General features: G+C 64.1%; 25 protein-coding genes. 15 read left to right on the forward strand and 10 right to left on the reverse strand.

From position 1 onward, the window contains the following. Nucleotides 1–164 precede the first annotated feature (164 nt). The 3 genes from OIU19_RS07030 to OIU19_RS07040 are packed head-to-tail and all read right to left on the reverse strand — an operon-like array spanning nt 165 to nt 2,746. Nucleotides 165–914, reverse strand: a complete 750-nt coding sequence (locus OIU19_RS07030) for an ABC transporter ATP-binding protein (protein ID WP_264234405.1) — start codon at nt 912–914, stop codon at nt 165–167. 3 nt (nt 915–917) lie between these two features. Beyond that, a complete protein-coding gene (locus tag OIU19_RS07035) occupies nt 918–1,748 on the reverse strand; it encodes an ABC transporter permease (protein WP_264234406.1) in 831 nt (276 codons plus the stop codon). Continuing rightward, nucleotides 1,748–2,746, reverse strand: a complete 999-nt coding sequence (locus OIU19_RS07040) for an aliphatic sulfonate ABC transporter substrate-binding protein (protein WP_372353293.1) — start codon at nt 2,744–2,746, stop codon at nt 1,748–1,750. The genes OIU19_RS07035 and OIU19_RS07040 overlap by 1 nt, the downstream gene beginning before the upstream one ends. Nucleotides 2,747–3,020: 274 nt before the next feature. Here OIU19_RS07040 and OIU19_RS07045 point away from each other — a divergent pair, with 274 nt between their 5' ends. Further along, nucleotides 3,021–3,845: an ABC transporter substrate-binding protein gene (locus tag OIU19_RS07045; protein WP_264234408.1), complete on the forward strand. Its 825-nt coding sequence runs from the start codon at nt 3,021–3,023 to the stop codon at nt 3,843–3,845. Between the two features lie 2 nt (nt 3,846–3,847). On the opposite strand, the gene OIU19_RS07050 is transcribed toward OIU19_RS07045, so the two are convergent. Together OIU19_RS07050 and OIU19_RS07055 are read right to left on the reverse strand one after the other, a co-directional pair. Continuing rightward, nucleotides 3,848–4,012: a hypothetical protein gene (locus OIU19_RS07050; RefSeq protein WP_225915593.1), complete on the reverse strand. Its 165-nt coding sequence runs from the start codon at nt 4,010–4,012 to the stop codon at nt 3,848–3,850. 139 nt (nt 4,013–4,151) lie between these two features. Further along, on the reverse strand, nt 4,152–4,754 hold the full coding sequence (locus tag OIU19_RS07055) for a TetR/AcrR family transcriptional regulator (protein WP_264234409.1): 603 nt from the start codon (nt 4,752–4,754) through the stop codon (nt 4,152–4,154). Nucleotides 4,755–4,873: 119 nt separating this feature from the next. Here OIU19_RS07055 and OIU19_RS07060 point away from each other — a divergent pair, with 119 nt between their 5' ends. Then, nucleotides 4,874–6,073, forward strand: a complete 1,200-nt coding sequence (locus tag OIU19_RS07060; protein WP_264234410.1) for an MFS transporter — start codon at nt 4,874–4,876, stop codon at nt 6,071–6,073. A 150-nt stretch (nt 6,074–6,223) separates the two neighbouring features. Here OIU19_RS07060 and OIU19_RS07065 read toward each other — a convergent pair whose 3' ends face one another. After that, nucleotides 6,224–7,048, reverse strand: a complete 825-nt coding sequence (locus tag OIU19_RS07065) for a sugar phosphate isomerase/epimerase (RefSeq protein WP_264234411.1) — start codon at nt 7,046–7,048, stop codon at nt 6,224–6,226. 327 nt (nt 7,049–7,375) lie between these two features. Between OIU19_RS07065 and OIU19_RS07070 the strand changes: the two genes are divergently transcribed. The 6 genes from OIU19_RS07070 (at nt 7,376) to sodC (ending at nt 14,588) form a co-directional block, all read left to right on the forward strand. Next, complete coding sequence (locus OIU19_RS07070; RefSeq protein ID WP_264234412.1) at nt 7,376–8,230, forward strand: IclR family transcriptional regulator; 855 nt, start codon at nt 7,376–7,378, stop codon at nt 8,228–8,230. Then, nucleotides 8,227–9,930, forward strand: coding sequence for an FAD-dependent oxidoreductase (locus OIU19_RS07075; RefSeq protein WP_264234413.1), 1,704 nt, complete (start codon nt 8,227–8,229; stop codon nt 9,928–9,930). The genes OIU19_RS07070 and OIU19_RS07075 overlap by 4 nt, the downstream gene beginning before the upstream one ends. A gap of 93 nt (nt 9,931–10,023) precedes the next feature. Further along, complete coding sequence (locus OIU19_RS07080) at nt 10,024–10,539, forward strand: sigma-70 family RNA polymerase sigma factor (RefSeq protein ID WP_264234414.1); 516 nt, start codon at nt 10,024–10,026, stop codon at nt 10,537–10,539. Then, on the forward strand, nt 10,536–11,483 hold the full coding sequence (locus OIU19_RS07085) for a FecR domain-containing protein (RefSeq protein WP_264234415.1): 948 nt from the start codon (nt 10,536–10,538) through the stop codon (nt 11,481–11,483). The genes OIU19_RS07080 and OIU19_RS07085 overlap by 4 nt, the downstream gene beginning before the upstream one ends. Nucleotides 11,484–11,549: 66 nt before the next feature. Continuing rightward, nucleotides 11,550–13,946, forward strand: a complete 2,397-nt coding sequence (locus OIU19_RS07090; protein WP_264234416.1) for a TonB-dependent receptor — start codon at nt 11,550–11,552, stop codon at nt 13,944–13,946. Nucleotides 13,947–14,072: 126 nt separating this feature from the next. Next, nucleotides 14,073–14,588, forward strand: coding sequence for a superoxide dismutase [Cu-Zn] SodC (sodC, locus tag OIU19_RS07095; protein WP_264234417.1), 516 nt, complete (start codon nt 14,073–14,075; stop codon nt 14,586–14,588). A gap of 33 nt (nt 14,589–14,621) precedes the next feature. Here the strand turns inward: sodC and OIU19_RS07100 are convergent, their stop codons facing one another. After that, a complete protein-coding gene (locus tag OIU19_RS07100) occupies nt 14,622–16,211 on the reverse strand; it encodes a rhodanese-related sulfurtransferase (RefSeq protein WP_264234418.1) in 1,590 nt (529 codons plus the stop codon). Further along, nucleotides 16,208–16,816, reverse strand: coding sequence for a cysteine dioxygenase (locus OIU19_RS07105; protein ID WP_264234419.1), 609 nt, complete (start codon nt 16,814–16,816; stop codon nt 16,208–16,210). The genes OIU19_RS07100 and OIU19_RS07105 overlap by 4 nt, the downstream gene beginning before the upstream one ends. A gap of 259 nt (nt 16,817–17,075) precedes the next feature. Between OIU19_RS07105 and OIU19_RS07110 the strand changes: the two genes are divergently transcribed. From OIU19_RS07110 to OIU19_RS07135, 6 genes are all read left to right on the forward strand, one after another. Beyond that, a complete protein-coding gene (locus OIU19_RS07110; RefSeq protein ID WP_264234420.1) occupies nt 17,076–18,146 on the forward strand; it encodes an LLM class flavin-dependent oxidoreductase in 1,071 nt (356 codons plus the stop codon). 81 nt (nt 18,147–18,227) lie between these two features. Further along, nucleotides 18,228–19,184: an ABC transporter substrate-binding protein gene (locus OIU19_RS07115; RefSeq protein ID WP_264234421.1), complete on the forward strand. Its 957-nt coding sequence runs from the start codon at nt 18,228–18,230 to the stop codon at nt 19,182–19,184. Further along, a complete protein-coding gene (locus tag OIU19_RS07120; RefSeq protein ID WP_264234422.1) occupies nt 19,181–19,648 on the forward strand; it encodes a tripartite tricarboxylate transporter TctB family protein in 468 nt (155 codons plus the stop codon). The genes OIU19_RS07115 and OIU19_RS07120 overlap by 4 nt, the downstream gene beginning before the upstream one ends. Before the next feature lie 9 nt (nt 19,649–19,657). Continuing rightward, a complete protein-coding gene (locus tag OIU19_RS07125) occupies nt 19,658–21,160 on the forward strand; it encodes a tripartite tricarboxylate transporter permease (RefSeq protein WP_264234423.1) in 1,503 nt (500 codons plus the stop codon). A 146-nt stretch (nt 21,161–21,306) separates the two neighbouring features. Continuing rightward, the gene (locus OIU19_RS07130; RefSeq protein ID WP_264234424.1) at nt 21,307–22,269 is read left to right on the forward strand and encodes a tripartite tricarboxylate transporter substrate binding protein; all 963 of its coding nucleotides are present in this window, start codon (nt 21,307–21,309) and stop codon (nt 22,267–22,269) included. Between the two features lie 20 nt (nt 22,270–22,289). Next, on the forward strand, nt 22,290–23,612 hold the full coding sequence (locus tag OIU19_RS07135) for an LLM class flavin-dependent oxidoreductase (RefSeq protein ID WP_264234425.1): 1,323 nt from the start codon (nt 22,290–22,292) through the stop codon (nt 23,610–23,612). Nucleotides 23,613–23,636: 24 nt separating this feature from the next. On the opposite strand, the gene OIU19_RS07140 is transcribed toward OIU19_RS07135, so the two are convergent. Together OIU19_RS07140 and OIU19_RS07145 are read right to left on the reverse strand one after the other, a co-directional pair. Next, nucleotides 23,637–24,230, reverse strand: coding sequence for a DUF4157 domain-containing protein (locus OIU19_RS07140; protein ID WP_264234426.1), 594 nt, complete (start codon nt 24,228–24,230; stop codon nt 23,637–23,639). After that, nucleotides 24,217–24,780 (reverse strand): TetR/AcrR family transcriptional regulator, encoded by a 564-nt coding sequence (locus OIU19_RS07145; protein ID WP_186553470.1) that lies wholly within the window; start codon nt 24,778–24,780, stop codon nt 24,217–24,219. The genes OIU19_RS07140 and OIU19_RS07145 overlap by 14 nt, the downstream gene beginning before the upstream one ends. 89 nt (nt 24,781–24,869) lie before the next feature. On the opposite strand from OIU19_RS07145, the gene OIU19_RS07150 reads away from it, so the two are divergent. Further along, nucleotides 24,870–25,601, forward strand: a complete 732-nt coding sequence (locus OIU19_RS07150; RefSeq protein ID WP_264234427.1) for an SDR family oxidoreductase — start codon at nt 24,870–24,872, stop codon at nt 25,599–25,601. The last annotated feature ends 7 nt before the right edge of the window (nt 25,602–25,608 follow it).

Raw genomic sequence — 25,608 nt, forward strand, 5'->3', positions numbered from 1 at the left:
TTGGGACATCTGGGGCGACTTCACGCCAGAGCAACCTCTAGGGCACGAAGAAGGGCCACTCGCGGTCGCGGAGGCTGGCCGGCATCTGGCGATTCTGGGTACATGCGCCGCGTTCTTGGGTCAGCCAGCGGATGAGCGGATGGGCAAACCGCAGTGCTCAATGCTCAAATCACCCGCGCACTGTGCAACGCCTCCAGCGCCTCCCCGCGCAACCGTGCCAGGCGCTCGTCGCGGCGGTCGCGTGGGTAGTCGAGTTTGACCCGCAACTCGCGGCACACCGTACCTGGGCGATTGCCGATCACCAGCACCCGATCACTCAGGTACAGCGCCTCGTCCACATCATGGGTTACCACCAGCAAGGCAATCCGGTGCCGACGGGCCAGGTCCAGGAGCAAGTCTTGGAGCTTGAAGCGGGTAAAGGCATCGACTGCGCTGAACGGTTCATCCAGCAACAGCAACTGCGGTTGCCCGTACAGCCCGCGGGCGATCGCTACCCGTTGCGCCATGCCGCCTGACAAGGCCTTGGGCAGGGCAGCGGCAAAGCCATCCAGGCCGACCTCTTCGATCAGCCCCGCCACACGGGCGCGGTCATAGCCTTGGTCTTGGCTAAAGCCGATGTTTTCGGCCACGCTCAGCCAGGGCATCAATCGCGGCTCCTGGAAGACGAAACCGATCTGCTCGGGCCGGCTGTGCAGTACGCCGGTAAAGTCCTGATCGAGTTGTGCCACCAATCTGAGGAGGGTGCTCTTGCCGCAGCCGCTAGGGCCGAGCAGGCTGACGATTTCACCCGGTTGCAGTTGTAGCTGGACTTGCCCCAGCACTTGGGTCGCACCGAACGCTTTGCCTTCCACCTGCAGGTCAAGCAGTGGTTCAACGGGCGGGGCTGGCTCGGCAATGCGCAGAGGTTGGTTCATGCTTCAGACTCCTGTATCCGTACCGTCGAACGTGTCGCGCCAGGTCAGCCAACGCTGTTCCAGGCTGGCCAGCAGGCCATCGCTGAGCTTGCCCAGCAGCGCCAGGACAATGATCGCCGCCAGTACCAGATCTGGTCGTGAGGTTTCCCGGCCATCGCTGAGCAGGTAGCCAAGGCCACGGGTCGCGGCAATCAGCTCGGCGGCAACCAGGAACATCCAGCTCAGGCTCAGTGCGCTGCGCAAACCGGTGAATACGCCCGGTAGGGCGGCCGGCAGCAAAATACGTCGGGCCAGCCGCAACGGGCTGAAGCCATACATGCGCCCAACCTCAACCAGCTTGCGATCGATATTGCGGATCGCTGCCACGCCATTGAGGTACACCGGAAAAAACGCGCCAATGGCAATCAATGTGACTTTCGAGGTTTCGCCAATCCCCAGCCACAGCAGCAACAGCGGCACCCAGGCCAGGCTGGGAATCGCTCTCAGGCTGGCAAAGGTGGGCTCAAGCCAGGCCTCGGCCTCGCGGCTAAGGCCAACCCAGGCGGCAAACAGTAGCCCAAGTGCCGCACCGATGGCGAAGCCGGCCAATACCCGAGACAGGCTGGCACCGATGTGTTTCCACAACGCACCATCGGCCAGGTGCAGCAGGGTCTGGGCCACTTCGCTCGGAGCCGGCATCTGGTAGGCGGCGATCCAACCAAGGCGCACCACAGCTTCGAGCAGCAGGATGATCAGCACCGGCAGGGCCAGGCCCTTGGCTCGGCGCCGCCAACGGCTCGGTTGCACGGCAGGCGCAATTACCCCCGGCGCCAGGGTCTTGCTGGAGGTGCTCATCACTGGATGCTGGCCTTGGCGAAGGATGGATCGATCAGTTGGTCGATCACCTGATTGACGTCGACACCACGCTTGACCAAGGCTTCGGACACCAGAATGGGGGCTGCTGCCTTGGAGGCGCTGATGTCCTGATCAGTCAGTTGCGGCGCGGAAAGGTCGGTCCGCGACAGCTGCAGTTTGGCCACATCCAGCGGCAACTTGGACTCATCGGCCAACAGCTTGGCGAACTCATCAGGGTGGGCGATGGCCCAGTGGCGCGCCTGTTCGTAGGCTTTGATCACTGTGGCGATAGTCTGCGGGTGTTGCTGGGCGAACGTGTCGGTGACGCTGACCACGCCATAGCTGTTGAAGTCTTTGTTGCGATAGAGCAGGCGCGAACCGGCTTGAAGTTCGCTGGCGGCCATGTGCGGGTCCAGGCCTGCCCAGGCGTCGACGTCGCCTTTTTCCAAAGCGGTGCGCCCGTCCGGGTGTTGTAGGTGCAGCAGTTCGACGTCGTCCTTCTCGATGCCGGCCTTGGCCAGGGCGCGCAGGGTGAACAGGTACGGATCAGTGCCCTTGGTGGCAGCGATCTTTTTACCTTTGAGCGCTTCGAGGTTTTGTAACGGCGAGTCTTTGCTGACTACCAGTGCAGTCCATTCGGCGCGGCTGTAGACGTACACCGACTTGATCGGGCTGCCGTTGGCGCGGGCCAGCACGGCCGAGAGGCTGGCCGACGAGCCGAAGTCGGCGCCGCCACTGTTGAGATACTCCAGCGAGCGGTTGCTGCCTTGGCTGAACACCCAGCTCACTTTCGAGTCGGGCAGGGCTTTTTCCAGCCAACCGAAATGCTTCAGGACCAGGCTCACGGGTGAGTAGTAGGCGTAGTCCAGGCGCACTTCCTTGGGGGCGGTTTCAGCCTGGGCGCTGGGGTTCAGCGCCAGCGCGAACAAGCCAGCGGCGGCCAGGGTCTTGAGGGCGTGGGGAAGGGACAGGGCGAGGGAGGGCAGGCGCATCGGCAAGATCCAAACAGTCGAAGAGGATCAACACCGATTGCACGGGGCATGCCATTCGGCCATCTCCCAGCTGGACGGGGCTCGGCGGCGGGGTAGGGAGCAACTGACTGTGGCGTGAGGCGCAGTCTGTTGATTCGCTGTTGCCTGGCCAACAGTGTGTGCGGCTGCATGCCTGCCGCCACGCGACTGTGCATTAGGTACTGTGAGGGCCCGCTGGCGGCCGGCGGATTCTGGTCCAGACTGGTTGAACTCCCCTGTCATTGATGACGTAGGCTCGCACATGATCGAGCGCCGCCCCGGGCGGTTGTGGTTGCTGCTGCTGTGTTGGGTGTTGACGCCCAAGCTGGCCCTGGCAGCCGACGACTGTCGACATCTGACCGCCACAGGCAATCCTGAATATCCCCCCTATCTGTGGCGTGACCCAGACAACCCAGAGCAGCTGATCGGCGCCAATGCCGACTTGCTCAAGCACATGGCCAAAACGCTTGGGCTTCAGGTGCAGGTGGTCTATAGCGGCCCCTGGTCACGAGCCCAGGAAGATGTGCGCACCGGCAGCATCGACATGATGGCCGGCTACTTCATCACCCAAGCCCGGCAACAGACCATGGACTTCATCAAGCCCGCGTTTCTCTCGACCCCCAGCGTGGTCTGGGTGCGCCAGGGTGAAGGCTTTGCCTATCACGGCTGGGCCGACCTCAAAGGGCGCAATGGCGGCACCTTGGTCAACAACAGCCATGGCCAGGCCTTCGACGACTACGCCAAGGCCAACCTCAACCTCGAAGCGGTGCCCAGCGCCAGCCAGGCGTTCCAGAAATTGGTGCACAAGCGCAACGACTACCTGATCTATGAGCACTATCCAGGCATGGCGCTGGCGCAGTCATTGGGCCTGGGCAAGCGGTTGCAGGTCCTGGACCCGGCGGTTTCCAGTGAGGGATTGTACCTGGCGCTGTCGCAGGCCTCGCCCTGCAACCAGCCACGGCTGCGCGAGCAGCTGGCGCAGAAGATGACAGAGATCGTCGCCAGCGACTTACCCCAGCAATGGCTGCAGCGAAATCTGCAATTGTGGCAGCGCCAGCAGCCGCCGCGAGTCGAGCCCCGGCACTGAACTCAACCGATCCCCGCTTGATTTCGCCGCAGGCACTCTGCTTCGGCATCGGCGCGCAAGTTGAAGGTTGGCTTGAGCCTCATTTTCTCAACGTTGTCGTAGAGGTCGAAGCCGGTGCACAGGCCCGAGTAGAAACGCACACCTCGCTCAAGGTATGGCTTTTCCATAGGCATAGCCGGAACTACAACGAAACGCGGTCGCATGTTAAGTGCCTCCCCAGGCAATTGAATTAACTATTAGCTTCGGACATGCAAGCTCGCAAGAAGGCTCATGCTGGGGCGACCGACGGTATTATTCTGTTTCGCTCTAAGCTTGAGCGGTTGGCAATGGTCGCCGAATGCCGTCGAGCAGCAACTGCACCGCGGCCAACCCTTGCTCAAGTCGCTCAGGTTGGTCAGCGCCATTGGCAATCCACAAGGCGGTTTCCGCCAAGGCGCCTTGAATCATCGATGCCAAGGCTTGGGGGGCGGTAGCGACGACGATGTGGTCGGCCATCAAGCCTTCGAGCAGCACCTGCAAAGAACCCACGCAGTGCAACTGTGCCGCTGGCGTGGGGGCGCCAAGCACGGCGCGCGCATCACGTAGCACGATGCGTTGTATTTCAGGTTCGCGGGCCATCTCAAGGTAGGCGCGACAACGGCTGCTGAACCCGGCCCAAGGGTCTTGGGCGTGGTCCGATATGGCTTGCAGGCGGGCGTCCATCTCGGCGTCGATGTGCCCGACCACTGCTTGGAACAAGCCCTTTTTATCGCCGAAATGATGATACAGCGCACCACGGGTCAGGCCGGCTTGGGCGGTGAGGTCATCCAGTGAGACCTCGCTATAACCCTGCTCGCTAAATACCCGGCGTGCGGTTTCGATGAGTAGGGCGCGGGTCTGTTCCATCTGCGCGCGGGTGCGTCTGACCATGCTGTCTCCTGGGTGAAAGGCTTTACATACGATCCGTATGATAATAGAGTTTTTAAACATACGGTGCGTATGTATAACTCGGCCTAGCGTTTCGGGCCTATCGATAAGGATCATCGGGCATGGCAAATCCATACCGCGAGTTGTTTCAAGTGCCGGGCGCCAAGGGCTTTACCCTGGCCGGGCTGTTGGCCCGTCTGCCATTGCCCATGACCGGCATCGGCATCATCACCATGCTGTCGCAACTGCGCGGCAGTTATGCGCTGGCTGGCGCGGTGTCGGCTACTTTTGTGCTGACCTATGCAGTACTCTCGCCACAGGTTTCACGCTTGGTTGATCAACACGGCCAGCGGCGGGTATTGCCGCTGGCCGCTGCGCTGAGCGTGCTGGGGATTTTGCTGCTGCTGGCTTGCAGCTATTGGCAGGCGCCGGTCTGGGCGCTGCTGGCCAGCGCGGCGTTGGCCGGCTGCATGCCGAGCATGTCGGCCATGGTGCGCGCGCGCTGGACGGCGCTGTATCGCGGCCAGGCCAATCTCCAGACGGCCTACGCGTTAGAGACGGTCCTCGATGAACTGACCTTCATCGCCGGCCCGCCGTTGTCGGTCGGTTTCAGTGTGGTGCTGTTTGCCCAAGCAGGGCCGCTGGTTGCCGCCCTGTTGTTGGCCATCGGCGTGTTCGCGCTGGTAGCCCAGGTGGGTACTGAGCCAGCGCTACAGCCAAGGGCGGCGACAGCACAGCGGCAAGCCTCGGTCTTGCGTCTTGGCGGTGTGCAGCTGTTGGCGCTGTTGATGGTCGCCATGGGGGTGATCGTAGGCACTGTCGACATCGTCAGTGTGGCCTTCGCCGAGCAGCAGGGCAGGCCGGCTGCGGCCAGCCTGGTGTTGTCGTGTTACGCCATGGGCTCGTGCGCGGCTGGGCTGGTGTTCGGTGCACTCAAGCTGCAATCGCCGTTGCCCAGATTGCTTTTGCTCGGTGGGTTGGCCACGGCGGTGACCACCTTGCCCTTGTTATGGGCGGGGAACATCGCGGGCCTGGCCGTGGCTGTACTGGTTGCAGGGGTGTTTTTTGCCCCGACCATGATCGTGGCGATGTCGCTGGTCGAACGCATCGTGCCTGACAGCCAACTGACCGAGGGCATGACCTGGTTGTTGGCGGGGCTGAATGTCGGCGTGGCGTTCGGCGCGGCGGGGGCGGGGCAGATGGTGGATCTGCGGGGCGCCAATGCCGGTTTTCAGCTGGCATTGGCGGCGGGCGCGGCGGTTTTACTGGTGGCGCTTTTAGGCTATCGGCAGATGCGAGGGCAGGTGGCGCGGTGCGCGTGACAGTGAGCGAAGGGGCGCAGTTATCTTGTGTGGCAATGCCGGCCTCATCGGGGCAAGCCCAGTCCTACAGAATCGTGTGCGCTACAACGGCTGTGATCGGCTCGGACACTGTGGGAGCGGGCTTGCCCGCGAAGAAGCCAGCGCGGTGGCTCAGCGGCTTTGCAGCAGCGCGCAGGTCTTGTCGAGTGCCATCTTGGCCCGCTCGAAGGCGCTGACGCCTTGTTCGAGCAACTGCCGGGTGGGGATCTCAAGGCTCAGCGCGATGGCCTCAGGCAGGGCGCTCAACAACCCGTGCAGGTCGCAATCGCCGTCGCCGGGGAAGCGCCGTTCATTACGTGCCTGGCGCAGGATCTCATCCATGTCATCCGGGCGTGGGCCGGCCACATCGCACAACTGCGCATAGCGAAAGCGATGCGGCTGTTGTGCTACGGCGCTTGCCAGCTGCGCCAGTGACGAGCCGGAGCGATCGAAGTGAAAGGCGTCGACCAGTACCCCGGCGTTGCTGCGCCCGGCGCGTTCGACAATTTGCAAGGCCTGGGCTAGATCGCGGGCGTCGGTCCAGGGCATGAACTCCAGGTGCGGGTAAATGCCAAAAGGCTTGGCCAGATCGCACAGCGCGGCGAAGTTCTCCGTCAGTCGCTGTTCATTGGCATCGTTGCCCGCGACCAGCAGTTCGCTCGCGCCAAACTCGGCGCCGACTTCGAGCAGGGCGCGAAAATCTGCCACTTGCGTGTCTGCCTTCAAGCGCAGGATTTCCACGTCCAACACCTTCACTCCGGTGTCGCTCAGGCGCTGGTGGGTCTGGCGGCGTAAGCCGGCATCGGCCATCAACGGGAAGTGCTGCTCCTGCGCGGTTGCCGGCTCCAGGCGCAAGCCTACGTGACTGTACCCGGCGCGGGCGGCGACCTCGACCATGTCAGGTGGGGACAGCTCCAGGACGGTCAGGGCAGCCAGGGAAAATACGCGATCGCTCATGCTCGACTCTCGTTCTCGGTTCGCAGAAATGCGCTTCGCCCGGGCCCTGCCAGGAGGTGCCAGGAGCGGTTGTCTTTTTAGTTAGAACTGAGTTCCAGTTTCAAATCAAGGGAAAAAACCCTTCGCCGGATAAACGCCGGGTTCGGCCGTTTTTTGCGTTCGGTAACCGCACTCATACTGCACTTAGCGGATTGACTTGCAGCCGTTTCGCCCAGCAAAAACGGGCTAATTGACACTGCGGGCGAAACTGGAATAGTTTTCCAGTCACTTCGAAAAACCCTCTGCCAGTCAATCCGCGGCGCCCTCTGCGCCAAGCAGGAGACCGTTATGCCAAGCGCTGTGAGTAACACCGAATCAACTTACGCAGGCTTGCTCGAGCGTGGCTTGGCGATCCTCGAAATGCTCGCCAGCAGCGCTCAAGGCATCGCCCTTAGCGACATCTCGGACACCTTGCATATACCCCGCAGCGCTACCCACCGGCTGTTGAACACCCTGTGCGAAAACGGCTACGTGCGTCAGCAACAGGAGCGTGGCACCTATGTGCTGACTTCCAAGCTGCAGGTGCTGGCGTTCACCCACCTGGGCGCCGATGGCACGGTCGATGCGGTGCAGCCGGTGCTCAATCGCCTGGCCGCCGAGGTGGGCGAGCTGGTGCGTCTATCGGTGGTGGACGAGGACTGCTTGACCTGGGTGGCCCGCGCCCAAGGCGCGCGCGCCGGGCTGCGCTATGACCCTGATATGGGCATGGAAGCCAAGCTCTCCTGCTCGGCCAGTGGCTACGCGTGGCTGGCGACCCTGGATAACCAGCGCGCGTTGGCACTGGTTGAGCAGCAGGGTTTTGGTCGAGCTGAACACTACGGTCCTAACGCGCCCCAGAGCGTAGAAACGCTGCTGCCGAGAATCGAATCGGCGCGTACCTTGGGCTATGCGCTGGCGATTCAGACTTTCGCCGATTGGATGGCGGCTATCGCCGTGCCGCTGTTGCATCCGCGCAGTGGCAAGGCGATTGGCGTGCTCAGCGTTGCCGGGCCGGTGTTTCGCCTTGGCGAAGCGCGGTTGCACCAGATCGCCCCGGCGTTGCTCGCGGCAGTCGCCGAAATCCAGCAGTTGATTCCTGGTTCGCCCGCCCTGATGAGCCCAGGGCTTGCGGCCATCAACGCCCAACAGGGGACTCAAGCGTGAAGCGTCTGGAGTGTGACTTGCTGGTGATCGGCTCGGGCGCCTCGGGCTTTGCCGCAGCGGTAACCGCTGCTCACCAGGGGCTTAAGGTCGTCGTGGTGGAAAAGCACGCAACGTTCGGCGGCGCCAGCGCCTGGTCGGGTGGCTGGCTGTGGGTGCCTGGCAACCCGTTGGCCAAGCGCGCCGGCATCGATGAAGACCCGCAGCAGCCGCGCACTTACCTCAAGCACGAATTGGGCGCGCGCTACGATGCTGAGCGAATCGATGCATTTCTCGACAATGCACCGCGCATGGTGGCGTTCTTCGAGCAGCACACCTGCGTGAAATGGCTCGATGGCAATGCCATTCCCGATATCCACGGCAACGTACCGGGTGCAGCGCTGCAGGGCCATCAAGTGATCGCAGCGCCTTATGACGCCAGGCAGATGGGTACGCTGATCCGCCGTATGCGCAAGACCCTGCGCGAGACATCATTCCTGGGTATGCCGATCATGGCCGGCGCCGACCTGGCGGCGTTTCTGAGCATGACCCGTTCGTTCAAAGCGTTCCTGCACGTGAGCAAACGCTTGATCAGGCACCTGCGCGATCTGGTCGTGCATGGCCGCGCCATGCACCTGGTCAACGGCGTAGCGCTGGTGGGGCGCCTGGCCAAGTCAGCGGTCGACCTGGGCGTGGAGCTGATCGAATCCGCGCCGGCGCGCCAACTGATTTTCGAACAAGGCCGGGTGCTGGGCGCGCTGGTCGACAGCCCGGACGGCCCTCTTCACATCCATGCCAGCAAGGGTGTGGTGCTGGCGGCGGGCGGCTTTGCCAACGACAAGGCACGGCGCCAGGCCCTGTTCCCGCGCACCTTTGCAGCGAACGATCATCTTGCCTTGCCGCCAGAAGAATGCTGCGGTGATGGCATCAGCCTGGGCGAGTCAGTCGGTGCGGTGCTAGAGCTCGATGTCGCCTCGCCAGCTGCGTGGGCGCCGGTTTCGCTGGTACGCCACGCCGATGGCAGCAGCGGACATTTCCCGCACATCATCGACCGGGCCAAACCCGGCCTGATCGGCGTGCTGTCCACCGGCAAGCGTTTCGTCAATGAGGCCGACGGCTACTACGACTACACCGCGGCCATGGTCGCCGCAGCTCCGGCGGATGAAGAGGTGGCCTCGTGGCTGATCTGCGATCACCGCTTCCAGCGCCGCTTCGGCCTGGGCTATTCCCGCCCGTTCCCGCTGCCGGTTGGGCCGGCTGTGCGCAGCGGCTATTTGCAGCGCGCAGACAGCATCGAAGCCCTGGCCAAGGCCTGTGGCATCGATCCGCCAGGGTTGCTAGAAACCGTGCGCGACTTCAACACCCATGCGCGCAAAGGTGAAGACCCGCAATTTGGCCGCGGTTCGACGCCGTACAACCGCAAGCAGGGTGATCCGCTGGTTACCGAGGGCAACCCCTGTGTGGCGCCTATCGAGCACCCTCCGTTCTACGCGGTAAAAGTGCGGCCCGGCAGCTTTGGTACCTTCGCGGGTCTAAAAACCAACGGCCATGCGCAAGTGCTGGACCGCACCTCAGCGCCCATCGCCGGCCTCTATGCCGTGGGCACCGACATGGCCAGTGTCATGGGCGGCTTCTATCCCTCCGGCGGGATCAACCTGGGGCCGGCGATGACCTTCGGTTATATCGCCGGGCGGCATGCTGCGGGGGTGCACGACAGCCAGTAGCAGTCTCGCACGTGCGCGTAGGCTATTGGCGCTGGCGCGACAAGCAATTAGAATCACTCGCATTCATGTTTCCAGCCCCTAGCGTGCCAACGAATGCCTGACTCTGCCGCGGCACCCCAAGCGTCCCTCAGCACCCTCTATCGCGACCACCGCAGCTGGCTGGAAAGCTGGCTGCGCAGGCGCTTGGGCGACAGCTGGGAGGCTGCCGACCTGGCTCAGGACACCTTCGTCCGGGTGCTGGCCGCCCAGCACACGCAAACCCTGCCGAGTCTACGTGAGCCGCGGGCCTATCTGCTGACCGTGGGCAAGCGGCTACTGGTCAATCATTACCAGCGCCGTAGTCTTGAGCGAGCTTACCTGGAAGCGCTGGCCAACCTGCCGCAGGCGCTAGCGCCGTCGCCGGAACAGCGCTGGTTGCTGCTGGAGACCTTGCACGCGCTGGATGAACTGCTCGATGGCCTGCCACGCGCGGTGCGCCAGGCGTTTCTTTGGTCGCAACTCGAAGGTGTCGACTACAGCACCATCGGCGAGCGTCTGGGCGTCTCCGAACGTACCGTCAAACGCTACATGGCCAAGGCCTACGCGCATTGCCTGCTGGTGGACCTGTGAGCGCCCAGGTCGATGCTCAGGCGCGCCAACTGGCTCGTGAAGCCGCGCACTGGCTGACCCTGTGCGATGCCGGCGAGCTGGACGCCGAGCGGGCTGCGGCGCTGGCGCAATGGCGTGGCCGCAGTACTGCACATGAGGCGCTTTGGCAAAAAGCTGCGGCGCTGCGCCAGCGTTTTGCCGCAGTGCCTGCGCCGCTGGCGGTGGCCTGCCTTGACCGCCCACAGCTGGATCGACGCAAGCTGCTCGGCCAGGCGTTGGCCCTGGGCGCGCTGGCGCCGTTGGCCTGGCTCGGCTACCAGCAGTTGCCCATGCAGCGCTGGCGCGCCGACCTGCGCACGGCCACTGGCGAACGGCGCACCTTGCAGTTGGCCGATGGCAGTCGGCTGCAGCTCAATACTGCCAGTGCGGTCAACCTCGAGGTCATCGAAGGGCTTGCCCGCGTGCAACTGCTGGAGGGCGAAATCGCCCTCGACAGCGTTGGCCCTGTGCAGGTGAGCCTGCCGCAAGGCTTGGCAGTGGCCACTCGCGCGAGCTTCTGTGTAAGGCTGCAAGCACAGGGCTGCCTGGTGTCGGTTAGCCAGGGGCACGTCAGCTTGCAGCCGCTGCGCGGCGCGCCGGTGCAACTTCACAGCGGGCAGCAGGCGTTGTTGTCGAGCAGCGGGGTAGGCCCGACGCGAGCTTTCGATGCGCTGTTGCCGGGTTGGCGCCAAGGCCTGTTGATCGTCGACAACCAGCCGTTAGGCGACTTTTTGCGGGAGCTGGACCGCTACCGACCCGGCCTGCTGCGGTGGGACCCGCTGCTCGAGCGCCTGGCGGTGACCGGCACCTTCCAACTGGACGACAGCGAACGCATCCTCGCCCTGCTGGCCGCTAGCCTGCCGCTCGAGGTGCATTACCGCAGCCGTTATTGGGTGTCGCTGACGCCGCGCAAAAAAATTGCCTGACGCCTGTCCCCTTTTTCCGACTCGCTTGTCATCAGTGGCATCACTCCCCCAACAAGAGCGCTTCGGATGTCCCTCAAGCCCATGCTTCGCCCTTTGAACGCGCAACTGCTGCGCGCCGGTCTCGTGTTCGTCCTCGGCTTGCCTGGCGCAGGCTGGGCAGAGGATGCGCCGCGGCGTAGTTATCAGATTGCGGCGGGCAGCCTGAGCAATGCCTTGACCCGCTTTGCCGGCCAGGCCGGGGTCAGTTTGTCGGTGGACCCGGCGCTGGTAGCCGGGCGCAGCAGCGCCGGGTTGCAGGGCGAGTTTGCCGTGGAGGAGGGCTTCAATGCACTGCTGCGCGGCTCGGGCCTGATGCTTGTCGCGGCGGGTGCGGGCAGCTATACCCTGGCCCGCCAAGCGCTGCAGGATGACCCTGCGCATGTGCTGCCCAGCACCACCATCAATGGCCAGGGCCTGGGTGCTGGCGACGATGCCTATGCCGGCGGGCAGGTCTCACGGCGCGGCAAGCTAGGCATGTTGGGCGAGCGTGATTTCATGGAAACCCCGTTCAGCATGACCTCGTACACCAGCGAGGTGCTGCAGAACCAGCAGGCCAGGACCCTGGCCGACGCTGTGGCCAACGACCCCTCGGTGCGCACCACCAACCCCTCTGGTGGGCGCTTCGAGCAATTCTCGGTGCGTGGATTCAGCCTGTACAACAGTGACGTTGCCTACGGTGGCCTGTATGGCGTGCTGCCGACCTATTCGATCGACATGGAGATGGTCGAGCGGGTCGATATTCTCAAAGGCCCCGGCGCCTTGCTTGGTGGCCTGGCGCCCAATGGCAGTGTCGGCGGTGGGGTCAACATCGAACCCAAGCGCGCCGGCGACGCGCCGCTGACCGAGTTCACCGCGCTGTACGCCTCGACTGGCCAAGGGGGCGGCCATATTGACATCGGCCGCCGCTTCGGCCCAGAGCAGCGCTTTGGCCTGCGTTTCAACGGCGTGCGCCAGGCGGGCGATACCGAGTGGGATCATCAGTCCGTCGAGCGCGAGGCGTCGGTGCTCGGTTTCGATGTTCGCGGGGAGCGAGCCCGGCTGTCGTTGGATGTTGGCCATCAGCAGCGCGATGTCGACGGCACGATGGAACGCGTCAGCTTGAATGCAGGGGTGAAGGTGCCGGATGCCGAGGACGTGCACAGTAACTTCGCCCAGCCATGGACCTATTCGCGGGCCAAGGACACCTTCGGCGCCTTGCGGGGCGAGTTCGATGTCAACGACAACTTCATGCTCTACGGCGCGCTGGGGGCGCGCAAGGGCGACTATGACTTTTTGCGCCACGCCGTGCAGTTGGTCAACGATGCCGGGCGCTTCACCGTTAGCCCCAGGACCTTCCAGCGCGAAGAGGAGGTGGTCACCGGCACTGTCGGTGTGCGCAGCTGGTTCAACACGGGGGCCGTGGGCCATACCGTGAACCTCAGCCTCAATCGCTTCGACATGACCTTCGACAACAGCGGGGCTCGCTACCGCAATGGCGTGAGCAATCTGTTCGACCCGGTGACCCTGCCCGCGCCGGGCACGCCGACCCGCGCCGATAATCCGACACACACCGAGACTGTGCTTTCCAGCCTGGCCTTGGCCGATACCTTGAGCTTTGCCGATGACAGCGTGCTGCTAACCCTCGGCGCCCGCCTGCAACGGGTGGAGGTGAACAGCTCCGAGCCTGGCGAACAAGACCAGGTCTACGATGAGCGCGCCACCTCGCCGGCGCTGGGGTTGGTCTGGCGCACCAGCGAGCAACTGTCGCTGTACCTCAACTATATGGAAGGCCTGACCCAAGGCCAGCAGGCACCGGAGACGGCAGCCAACTACGGCAAGGTATTTGCGCCTTATCGCAGCAAGCAGGTCGAGCTCGGCGCCAAGTACGACCTGGGCAGCTTCGGCGCTACGCTCAGCCTGTTTCGCATCGACAAGCCGTCCTACTACACCGACAGCCAGAACAACCTGCGCGCCGACGGCGAGCAGCGCAACCAGGGCCTGGAGCTCAATGTGTTCGGTGAGCCGCTAGCCGGGGTGCGGCTGTTGGGCGGCGCGATGTTGCTCGACGCCAAACAGACCCGCACCGCTGAGGGCCGCTTCGACGGCAATCGCGCCATTGGTGCGCCCGTGGTCAATGCCAACCTGGGCGTTGAGTGGGATTTGCCCTACGTCCAAGGCCTGACCCTCAGTGCGCGGGCGATCCACACCAGCAGCCAGTACCTGGATGCGGCCAACCAGCAGAAAGCCGAGGCCTGGCAGCGCTACGACCTGGGCGCGCGCTATGCGCTCAAGTTGGGCGACAAGGATGTGACCCTGCGCGCCAGCGTCGAAAACGTGTTGGACAAGGCCTACTGGGCCTCGGCCAACGTTCCGGAGGGCACCGCCACCGGCCTGACCCTGTCCACGCCCAGGACCTGGCTGGTATCGGCCACCGTCGGCTTCTGAGTCAGCCAGCGCATGGGTTAAGTGTTTCAGACTGTAGCTCGATGGAATCGCGGCACAGCGTTGCAGTCTCACTGCTAACGCTTGCGGCGATCATGCCCAACGCCATTCCAGCCATGGAGAAGACTGATGAAAACCCTGTTGATGACTGCATTGCTCGCCAGCGCAGGCCTGGCCCAGGCGGCACAAACCGTAGAACTCAAGCTCGCCGGAGCCGATGGCCCGGGTAAGTCGATTGGCACCGTGAGCATCGAGCAGAGCAAGTATGGCGCGGTGCTTACCCCCGACCTCAAGGACCTGCCGCCAGGCGTGCATGGCTTTCACCTGCATCAAAACGCCTCCTGCGCGCCGGCAGAAGAAAATGGCAAGGCGGTTGCCGCAGGTGCAGCGGGCGGCCACTGGGATCCAGACGCAACCAATGCGCACAAGGGGCCGTACGATGACAGCGGCCATCGCGGTGACCTGCCGGCGCTGTATGTCGGCGCCGATGGCAAGGCCACCTACCCGGTGCTGGCGCCGCGACTGAAGCTTGCCGATTTCAAGGGCCATGCGCTGATGGTGCATGCCGGCGGCGACAACCATAGTGACCATCCGGAAAAACTCGGTGGAGGTGGCGCACGGGTTGCCTGCGGTGTCGTCGAGTAAAGGCAAGGGGCCGCATTAGCGGCCCGTTTTTTTTCAGGCTTGTAGCACGCGGAAGCCGTGGGTGCCATCGCGCTCCAGTTGCGCGATCAGGCCGAACTCCCAATCCAAGTAGCCCTGCATGGCTTCACGCGGGTTATCAGTGCCTTCATAGGGGCGGCGATACCGATCGGTGCGGGGCACGGCCAGATGGCTTTCGCCGGTTTCCAATGTCAACCCTGCGCTGATCCAGCGGGCGGTGCCGTCTTCGAGTAGATAGACCGGCTTTTGCGTCAGTGCTTGCAGGTCGACCGCAGCGAAGCGCGCCAGCAGGCTGCTGCCGCAGGTCAGTACATAGCGCTCGGCGACCGGCAGTTGCTCCAGCGCTGCCGGCAGTTGGGCGCGGATGGCCCAATGGGCGCCGGGGATGTGCCGCTTGACGTAGTTGGCACTGGTGGTGAAGTCGAGCACCACGGTGCCTGGCTGCTCAAGCCAGCTGGCCAGCTGGTCGACGCCAATCTCGTTGACCTGGGGCAGGGCAGGCAAGGGCGCTTGCCAATCGCCGCGCTCGCTCAAATCGGCTGGGCGAAGGTCATCGAGCACAGCCACCTGCCAACCCAGCTGCGCCAGCCACGAGGCGCTCATGTTGGCGCGCACGCCGTCATCGTCGAGCAACACGATCCGCGCCCCACGCACGCTGGCGACATGATCGGTTTCCTGCACCAACTGGCCACCTGGCACTGAGCGGCTGCCGGGCAGGTGCCCCGCTGCATATTCCTCTGGGGTACGCACGTCGAACAGGTAGGTGGTGCGCGCGGTTTCAGCCTGCCACTCGTACAAACCCTGCAAGTCGAGCCGCAGCACGCCCGCCTTGTCAGCCACCTGGCGGGCTCGCTGCGCCGCGTTGCGGCGGGTGCTGTCGCTCACTTCGCTGAACCGCCGCGCTTGGCCGTGGGCCAGCTGTTGCCCGGCCAGGGTCCAGCCGATGGTGCCATTGCGCAGGGCGGCTACCGGGTTGGGGATGCCGGCATTGAGCAGGGACTGGGTGCCGATGATGCTGCGCGTGCGCCCTGCGCAGTTGACGATGACCTGGGTGTTGGGGTTGGGCGCCAGCTCAGCGACGCGCAACACCAGCTCTGCTCCCGGCACACTGATGCCACCAGGAATGCTCATGGTCTGGTACTCATCGAAGCGGCGGGCGTCGAGCACCACCACATCGGCCTTGGCATCGAGCAGTGCCTGGACCTCTTCGGCGCCCAGCGACGGCGTGTGCCGAACGCTCTCTACCAGTTCGCCAAAGGCCTTGCTCGGCACGTTGACGTCACGAAACAGCTCACCACCCGCCTCGCGCCAGCCGGCCAGGCCGCCTTCGAGCAGGGCGACATCGCTATAGCCGAGCGTCAGCAGGCGCTTTGCAGCGATGGCGGCCAGCCCTTCGCCGTCATCGTAGAGGGTAATGGCAGTATCGCGGCGCGGCACGCGGGCGTAGATCTCCAGCTCCAGCTTCGACAGCGGGATGTTGGCGGCGAACAGCGGGTGGTGTTGGGCGAACGGATCCTCTTCGCGCACGTCGATCAGCGCCAGCTCTTCGAAGGCCAGCAACGCACGGCGGATGTCAGGGTAACTGCGGGTAGTGATTGTGCTCATGGGGCGAAATTCTCTTTGGACAGGTCCCAGATATTGGGCAGTTGGCTATTGCAATAGCCGGAAATGAAGGCTTTCTCGCTGCCGTCCACGGCGTACACCGCACGCTGTACCGCACCGATGTTGGCGCCGTAGACGTGGATGCTGATCGACACTTGGTCGGCGAAGGCATTGCTCACCTGGTGGATGTCGCCAATGCGCGGCGAGACCGCTTCTACCTGGCCTGGGTCCAGGCGAATCGGCGCACCCACAGCTACCAGGGGGCCTTGTTCACTTTGGGCAAAACCCTGGGAGTACTCGGCGCCGCGCAGCATGCCGATCAGCCCCCAAACCCGATGGTCGTGGATCGGCGTGCGCTGCCCCGGCCCCCAGACGAAGCTGACTACCGAGAAGCGCTGGCGCGAATCGCAATGCAGCAAGTATTGCTGGTAACGGTCCGGGTCAGGCTGGGCCAGCGCCTCGGGCAGCCAGTCGTCGTGGGCGACCAGGCTGCGCAGCAAGCTTTGGCCCTGGTCGAGCAGGGTGGCTTCGTCGGGGTGTTGTTCGAGCAGCTCGGAGAGGGCGCCGATGAACTGACGCAGGCGCTCCAGGCGTAACGGTTGGCTCATGGTTCAGGCTCGCTCTGACGGTTGAAGGTAACCCTAGCAAACCCGCTTGATATTCTCAAAATGCAAAATGTGAATAAGCTAATATGCAAATACTGCATTTACAGCGAGGTGATTTTGTTCTGAAATCTATGCATGTCGAATGCATGAGGTTATGCCTAAAACGAATTTCACAAGGTAACAGCAAGTCGATAACTTATAAGCATTCGATTATTTAGATTTAAAAAGCATATCTCTCTTTCGCCAAGGTAAGGTCCTTCCCATGAGCGTTCAATTCATCGGCATGATTGGCCATCGGCTGTCCTCGGAGATCCTCGCCCCGCAAGGGCCGATCTTCGACAAGGCCTACATCACCCAGTCTGCGCGCATCCACGAACAGGCCGGCTTTGACCGCATTCTGGTCGGCTACTGGTCGGATCAGCCAGACGGCTTCTTGGTCACCGCGCTAGCGGGGCAGGCGACTTCGCGTATTCACTTCCTGTTGGCCCATCGCCCAGGGTTCGTCGCGCCGACCTTGGCCGCACGCAAGCTGGCGACGCTTGAGCACTTGCTCGATGGTCGCTTGGCGGTGCATGTGATCAGCGGTGGTAACGACGTCGAGCAGCGCAAGGACGGCGACTACCTGGAGCATGATCAACGCTACGCGCGCACCGACGAGTTCCTCGATGTGGTGCGCAAGGTTTGGACCAGTGAAGCGCCGTTCGATCACGCCGGCACTCACTACCAGGCGCAGAACGCCTTCTCGGCGATCAAGCCGCTGCAACAGCCTCACTTGCCGATCTACTTCGGCGGCTCGTCCTCCGCCGCCCTGGCGGTGGCCGGCAAGCACGCCGATGTGTTCGCCCTGTGGGGCGAGTCGCTGGAGCAGACCGCCGAGACCATCGCCGCAGTGCGTGAGCAGGCTGCGCAGCATGGCCGCGAGGTGCAGTTCAGCGTGTCGTTCCGGCCGATCATTGCCGCCACCGAGGAGGCCGCCTGGGCCAAGGCCGAAACCATCCTTGGCCAGGCGCGCCAGCGCATCGAGCAGGCCGGGCCGGTGATTGCCAACAAACCGCAGAGCGTCGGCGCCCAGCGCCTGCTCGAGACCGTGGCCAAGGGCGATCGGGTCGATGAGCGGCTGTGGACCGGCATCGCCGGATTGGTCGGCGGTGGGCACAACTCCACGGCGCTGGTCGGCACGCCGGAACAGGTGGCTGATGCCTTGCTCGCCTATTACCAGCTGGGCGTCAGCACCTTCCTGATCCGCGGCTTCGATCCGCTTACCGATGCCGAGGAATATGGCCGCGAGCTGATTCCGCTGACCCGCGCCAAAGTCGCTGCACGCAACGCCTGAACCCTTTTTCTAATCGATAGCGACGAGACCGCACGCGCGGATCGCCACCTGCTGTGTCGCAAGCGGCACCTGGAGACGAACGTGCGTTACCTGAAAACCTGGGCCGCCGCTGTGCTGGCCACCACCCTGAGTGTCAGCGCCGCCGCGCAGACCCTGGTCGTCGGCGATCAGAGCTTCAATGCCCGCGCCGTGATGGAAGCGGCCGGGGTGCTCGACGACCTGCCGTATACCCTGGAATGGAAGCAGTTCACCGCAGGCTCGCCGGTGGCCGAGGCGCTCAACGTCGGCAGCCTCGATATCGGCCTGCTGGGCGATGCGCCGCCGCTGTTTCTCGGTGCTCTGGGCGCGCCGATCAAAGTGATTGCAGTGACCCGGCAGAACCTTGGCGGGGTGGCCATCCTGGCGCGCAAGGACTCCTCGATCCACAGCCTGCAAGACCTGCGCGGCAAACGTGCGGCGATCTGGAAAGGTTCGTGGAGCCAGCAGCTATTGTTCAGCGCGCTGGACAAAGCCGGCGTACCGCGTGACTCGCTGGAGCTGCGCTACCTCAGCGCGCTGGACGCCTCGCACGCGCTCGATGGCGGCTCGGTGGATGTGATTGCCACCTGGGAGCCCTATGTCACCCAGCAGGAGCGCCAGGGCGCGCGGGTGCTGGCGACCGCCGAAGGGCTGATCCCGGCGCAGAGCTTCGTGGTCGCCAATGCCAAGGCAGTCGACAGCAAGCGGGCGCAGATCAACGATTTTCTTCAACGGATGAAAAAGGCCCGTGACTGGACCTTGAAGGATCCGGCCAACACCGAAGCCTATGCCGATGCCTGGGCCAAGCGCACCCGCGCCGACCGCGATATTGCCCGGGTCTGGTTCGCCCGTGCGCGCACTGAGCTAGCACCACTTAGCCCACAGGTGATCGTCGATGCGCAGAAGACCGTGGACTTCTTCGCAGGCCTTGGGCTGATCAAGGCCTATCCAGCGGCCGACCTGTTTGACAGCTCGTTTGCCGCCGCACTGCAACCGGCCACCGCGCAGGCCAAGCCATGAACAGCCTGCGCCTGGGCCTTGGCGACGCCCGTGAGGTGATCGCCGGTGGCCTGTTTTTGTCCTTCGCCACGCTCGGCGTGGTGCTGGCCAGCGATTATCCGCTGGGCTCGGCCATGCGCATGGGCGCAGGTTACTTTCCATTGCTGGTATCGGCGGTCTTGGGCGTGCTGGGCGTAGCCCTGCTGCTGCGCGGGTTGACCGTGCGCGTCGAGGCGCAGGCAGCCGACCGGCTGTTCAGTTGGCGGCCCGGGTTGTTGGTCAGCGGCAGCATCCTGGCCTTTGCCTGGTTGCTGCCAAGCCTGGGCCTGGCCCTGGCAACGCTGCTGATGACCGTGCTCAGCGGCCTGGCCCGACGCCAGGCGCGGGTCGGCGAGCTGGCGCTGCTGGGCCTGGCGCTGGGTGCGTTCAGCGTACTGGTGTTCGCCTACGGCCTGGGTTTGAACCTGCCCGTGCTGCCGACTTGAGATACCAATATGGAACTGCTTAACCACCTCGGCCTGGGCTTTGAGGCCGCCTTTACCCTGAACAACCTGCTGTACTGCCTGATCGGCGTCACCCTCGGCACCCTGGTCGGGGTTTTGCCGGGCCTGGGGCCGGTGGCGACCATCGCCATGTTGCTGCCGATCACCTATGGCCTGAGCCCCGCAGCGGCGCTGATCATGCTGGCGGGGATCTACTACGGCGCCCAGTACGGCGGTTCGACCACGGCCATTCTGGTCAACCTGCCGGGCGAGTCCTCGTCGGTGGTGACCTGCCTGGACGGCCACGCGATGGCGCGCCAGGGCAGGGCGGGTGCGGCCTTGGCGATTGCCGCGATCGGCTCGTTCGTGGCCGGCAGCCTGGCGATCCTGTTGCTGGCCGCGGCGGCCACGCCGTTGGCCGCCTTCGCCTTGAAGTTCGGCCCAGCCGAGTACTTCTCGCTGATGCTACTGGGGTTGGTCGCGGCCATCGTGCTGGCCCAGGGCGATTTGCTCAAGGCCTTGGCCATGACCATCCTCGGCCTGCTGCTAGGGCTGGTGGGTAGCGACGTCAATTCGGGAGTGGAGCGCTTTACCTTCGGCCTGCCGCAATTGTCTGACGGCATCAGTTTCGTGGTGATCTCCATGGGCCTGTTCGGCATCGCCGAGATCATCTTCAACCTTGAGCGCGAACAGGCCGGCAGCAGCCAGGTTGCCGCGGTTGGCCGCCTGTTGCCGAGCCGCGACGACTATCGGCGCTCATGGAAGCCGATTCTGCGCGGTACTGGCTTGGGCGCGCTGCTGGGGATCTTGCCGGGGGGGGGCGCCATGCTCGGCGCGTTCGCTGCCTACCTGGTGGAAAAGCGCCTGGCCAAGGATCCGTCGCGTTTCGGCCAAGGCGCCATCGAAGGCGTCGCCGCGCCAGAGTCGGCCAACAACGCCGGTGCCCAGACCTCGTTCATTCCGATGCTGGTGATGGGCCTGCCCTCCAACGCGGTGATGGCGCTGATGGCGGGGGCGATGATGATCCACGGCATCGTTCCCGGCCCGCAGGTGATCGACGAGCGCCCAGAGCTGTTCTGGGGGCTGGTGGTGAGCATGTGGATCGGCAACCTGTTGCTGCTGGTACTCAACCTGCCGTTGGTGGGCATTTGGGTGCGGCTGCTGCGGGTGCCGTACCGGTTGCTGTATCCGGCGATTTTACTGTTCTGCTGCATCGGCGTGTACAGCCTCAACAACAGCCTGTTCGACGTGGTGCTGAGCATGGCCTTCGGCCTGCTGGGGTATCTGTTCATCAAGCTGCGCTGCGAACCGGCGCCGCTGTTGCTGGGCTACATCCTCGGACCATTGCTGGAAGAGAACCTGCGTCGCGCGATGCTGCTGTCGCGCGGCGATGCGACGGTGTTTTTCACCCGCCCCTTGAGCCTGACCCTGCTGGTCATCACGGCGCTGTTGGTGTTGCTGCTGCTGTCGCCACGGCTGCGGGCCACGCGCAAGGTGGCCTTCAGTGAGGACTGAGGGGGTTGCTAGGGCGCCAGCGCGGGGCAAGCCCGCTTGCTACGCAAGCAGCGCGGGTGGGTGCGGGCTTGCCCCGCGATAGCGCCAGAAGGGTCGTAACAGACCATCAAACACATCAAAAAAATGATCAAAAAAATGAGCCAACCATGAACTTAAAGAAACTCATCCTCGCCACTCTGGCCCTAAGCGCCGCCACCTTGGCCCAGGCCGACAACTGGCCCAGCCGCCCGCTCACCCTGATCGTGCCATTCCCCCCGGGCGGGGCTGCCGACACCGTTGGCCGCTACTACGCCGAACAGCTCTCGACTTCCCTAGGCCAACCGGTGGTAGTCGACAACAAGCCCGGCGCCGGCACCGCGATCGCCGCTGAAGCCGTCGCCAAAGCCAAGCCCGATGGCTACACCTTGTCGCTGGCCACCGCTGGCCAGTTGGCGATCCTGCCCAACTTGCAGGCAGTACGTTACGACCCGATCAAGGATTTCACTCCAGTGGCCGTGTTGGCCTCGGTGCCCAACGTGGTCGCGGTAGGGCCCAAAACCAAGGTCGACAGCCTGCAGGCGCTGATCGACCAGGCCAAGGCCAAGCCCGGCGCGCTGAGTTATTCCTCCTGCGGCAATGGCACGCTCTGCCACCTGTCTGGTGAACTGCTGAAGAACCTGGCCGGGGTCGACCTGCTGCACGTGCCGTACAAAGGCAGTGCTCCGGCCGTGACCGGGTTGCTCGGTGGTGAAGTGGATGTCGCCGTCGACACCCTGACCGTGCTCGCCCCACAGATCCAGGCTGGCAAGCTCAAGGGCCTGGTGCTGACCAGTGCCGAGCGCTCACCGCTGCTGCCCTCGGTACCCAGTGCCAACGAAGTCGGCCTACCGGGCTTCGTCGCTTCCGGCTGGTTCGGCATCGTCCTGCCCAAAGGCGCCGAGCCGGCACTGGTCGAACGCCTGAACAATGCCATCGAGGTGATCGCCGACAAGCCAGAAACCGCCGAGCGCTTCGGCCAGCAGGGCATCAGCGTCGAGCGCAGCAGCCCGGCCGGTTTTGCCCAAGTGATCGCCGCCGACAAGGCGCGCTGGGGCGAGGTGATCCGCACCGCCCAGGTTCATATCGAATAAGCATCAGGAGCCGATCAGCCATGCGCAACCGACAGATCAAATTGGGTGCCCTGACCATGGGTTGTGGCGGTCCGGGCCGGCACAACCTCTGGCTCGACCCTGAGCTGCCAGCCGATGCCAGCGTCAACATCGACTGGTACATCGACATCGCCCGCCAGGTCGAAGCGGCCTTGTTCGACCTGATGTTCATCGTCGACAGCCAGTACATCACCCCCGGCTCGCCGTCGCATTACCTCAACCGCCTGGAGCCGCTGACCCTGCTCTCGGCGCTGGCGGTGAGCACTCGTCACCTGGGCCTGGTCGGTACCCTGACCACCTCCTACAACGAGCCGTACAACGTCGCCCGGCGCTTGGCCTCGCTGGACCTGATCAGCAAGGGCCGCGCAGGCTGGAATGTGGTCACCAGTGGCGATGCCGGCACGGCAGGCAACTATGGCCGTGACGAGCACTATGACTACGACACCCGCTATGCGCGGGCGCAGGAGCATGTCGAGGTGGTGCAGGGGCTGTGGCACTCCTACGAGGACGATGCGTTTCCCCGTGATCGGCGCACTGGCCAGTTTCTCGATCCGAGCAAGCTGCATGCCCTGAATCATAAGGGCACGCACTTTTCGGTAGTGGGGCCGCTGAACATCCAGCGCTCACCCCAGGGCCAGCCGGTGATTTTCCAGGCGGGCGATTCCGAACAGGGGCGGGCGCTGGGGGCGGCTACGGCCGATGTCATCTTCACCCACGCCGCGAGCATCGAGCAGGGGCAGGCGTTCTATCGCGATGTCAAAGCCCGCGCCCAGCGTCTGGGGCGCGATCCGGAGCAACTGCTGGTGTTGCCCGGCGCGGAAATCTATGTCGGCGACACCGATGAACATGCCCGCGAAATCGAGCGGCATTACCATCAGCTCGATCACAGCTTCGAACTGGCGCTCAAGGAGTTCGGGCGTAATTTCGGCTGGCACGACTTCAGCCAGTACGAGCTGGATGCACCTTTCCCGCAACAGAGCCTGGAGTACGCGCGCAGCAGCTTCTTCACCAATGCCAAGCGCATTGCCGAGCAGGCCCGGGACAAGGGCTTGAGCCTGCGCCAGGCGGTCGAGTTCGGTCGCCAGCTGCGCCCAGGGGCGTTCGTCGGTTCGGCGCAGAGCGTGGCGGCGAAGATGACCGAATGGTTCGAGGCGCGGGCGTTGGATGGCTTCAACATCTACATCGGCCATCCGGAGCAGTTGCGCCGCTTTACCCAGGAGGTGGTGCCATTGCTGCAAGAGCGTGGGGTGTACCGAACGGCCTATGAAGGAACGACCCTGCGCGAGAGCCTGGGGCTTGCGATTCCCCGCTTCAGCGCCAGCTGACGTCAGCCTGCGACGGGCTGGCGCTCAGCGCGCTTGCCCCGAACGGCGCTCGCGCAAGGCCTTGGCTACTTCGGCTTCGACTGTGTAGGCCGGCGCCTCCAGCTCGTCGTAGTTGCGCGTGTAGCGCCGGGCGAACTCTTCCACGCCCAATTGTTGATACTGCTGAACATGCTTGAGCTCATGGGCCCACAGCGCGACATTGTCGTCGGCGTCCTCGGCATGGCGAAAAATGATGGTGTCGATCAGGGTCACCGCGTTGACATCTGGGTTTTGCAGCAGGGCATTGGCGGCGCTGATTTGCTGTTCATTGCCGACCCGAAAGCGCGCAGCATCGAGCACGGCGAAGTCGTACCAGCTTTCGAGCTGGGCACGGATATGCAGCGGGATTGGCTCGGTGCCCTGGGCGTTGGCTTCATCACGCGCCTGGCGCAGGGCGAAGACCAGGCTGGAGGAGGTCATCAGCTCGACATCCTTGAGGATCTGGCCCGCCTGCCCAGGGTCGATCGGTGCGCAGAAACAGCCCATCAGGCACACCTGGTACTGCCCTGGTGGGCACGCGTTATCGGCTGCGGCGGGCAACGCCAGGGCCAGGCCCAGCAGCAGGCTAGCGCGTTTCATTCAGCGCCCTGCCAACCAAACTGCGGCTGGCCTCCAGGACCTGGCCTTGGACCTCTGCGCTGGCCAGCATGCGCCCGACCACCAGCGCGCCAACGCATTGGCTGATCAGTGCCCAGGCCAGCTCGGGGTCTTCCAGGGTGCTACTCCAGGCGCTGTGCAGGGCCACCAGCCAATGCTCGGCTTGTTCGCGCACCGGCAGCTCGGCGCGGGCGATCTCCACGCCAAGCGGTGGCAATGGGCAGCCGCCCTCGGCATCGCGCAAGTGGGCCAGGCTCAGGTACTGCTCAAGGCAGCGGGCCAGACGCTGGCGGTCGGCGCCGCGCTCGGCCAGGCGGGCGAGGGGGCTGTTGCTCAGCTCGCGGCGCACCACTTCGGTGAACAGATCGTCCTTGGAGGCAAAGTGGTTGTAGAAGGCGCCGCCGGTCAGGCCGATGGCATTCATCAGCCCGGCAACGCCCGTGGTGGCAAAGCCGCCGCGCTTGGCCAGCGCGCCGCTGCTGGCCAGCAACTTCTCGCGGGTCTGCTGCTTGTGTTCAGTGGAGTAGCGCATGTGAAAACCTCAGCGCGCGGGCTTGACGATGGGGGCGATCATAACATAGCGTTCGTTTACTAAATGATCGTTCATCAATGGAGGTGTGCGTGACAGAACAACAAAAAGTCGTGCTGGTGATTGGTGCCGGTGATGCCACGGGCGGCGAGATCGCCAAGCGCTTTGCCCGCGAGGGCTACATTGCCTGTGTCACCCGGCGCAGCGCCGACAAGCTGCAGCCCTTGGTGGACGAGATCCGTGCTAGCGGCGGTCAGGCGCATGGGTTTAGCTCTGATGCGCGCAACGAAGAGCAGGTGGCGACGTTGATCGAAACCATCGAGCGCGATATCGGTGCCATCGAAGCGTTTGTCTTCAATATCGGCGCCAATGTGCCGTGCAGCATTCTCGAAGAAACCCCGCGCAAGTTCTTCAAGATCTGGGAGATGGCCTGCTTTGCCGGATTCCTCACCGCCCAGGCGGTGGCCAAGCGGATGGTCAGCCGCGAGCGCGGCACTATCCTGTTTACCGGCGCCACCGCCGGCACCCGCGGCGCTGCCGGCTTTGCCGCCTTCGCGACGGCCAAGCATGGCTTGCGGGCGCTGGCCCAGAGCATGGCCAGGGAGCTGGGGCCGCGCAATATCCATGTCGCCCACGTGGTGGTGGATGGTGCGATCGACACCGCGTTCATCCGCGACAACTTCCCTGAGCGCTACGTCCTCAAGGACCAGGACGGTATCCTCGATCCTGCCCATATCGCCGACAGCTACTGGTTCCTGCATGCCCAGCCGCGTGATGCCTGGACGTTCGAGCTCGACCTGCGCCCGTGGATCGAGCGCTGGTAAAACCTTC

Origin of the sequence: Pseudomonas sp. BT-42-2 (assembly GCF_025847435.2) — a bacterium.
GTDB lineage: Bacteria > Pseudomonadota > Gammaproteobacteria > Pseudomonadales > Pseudomonadaceae > Aquipseudomonas > Aquipseudomonas urmiensis.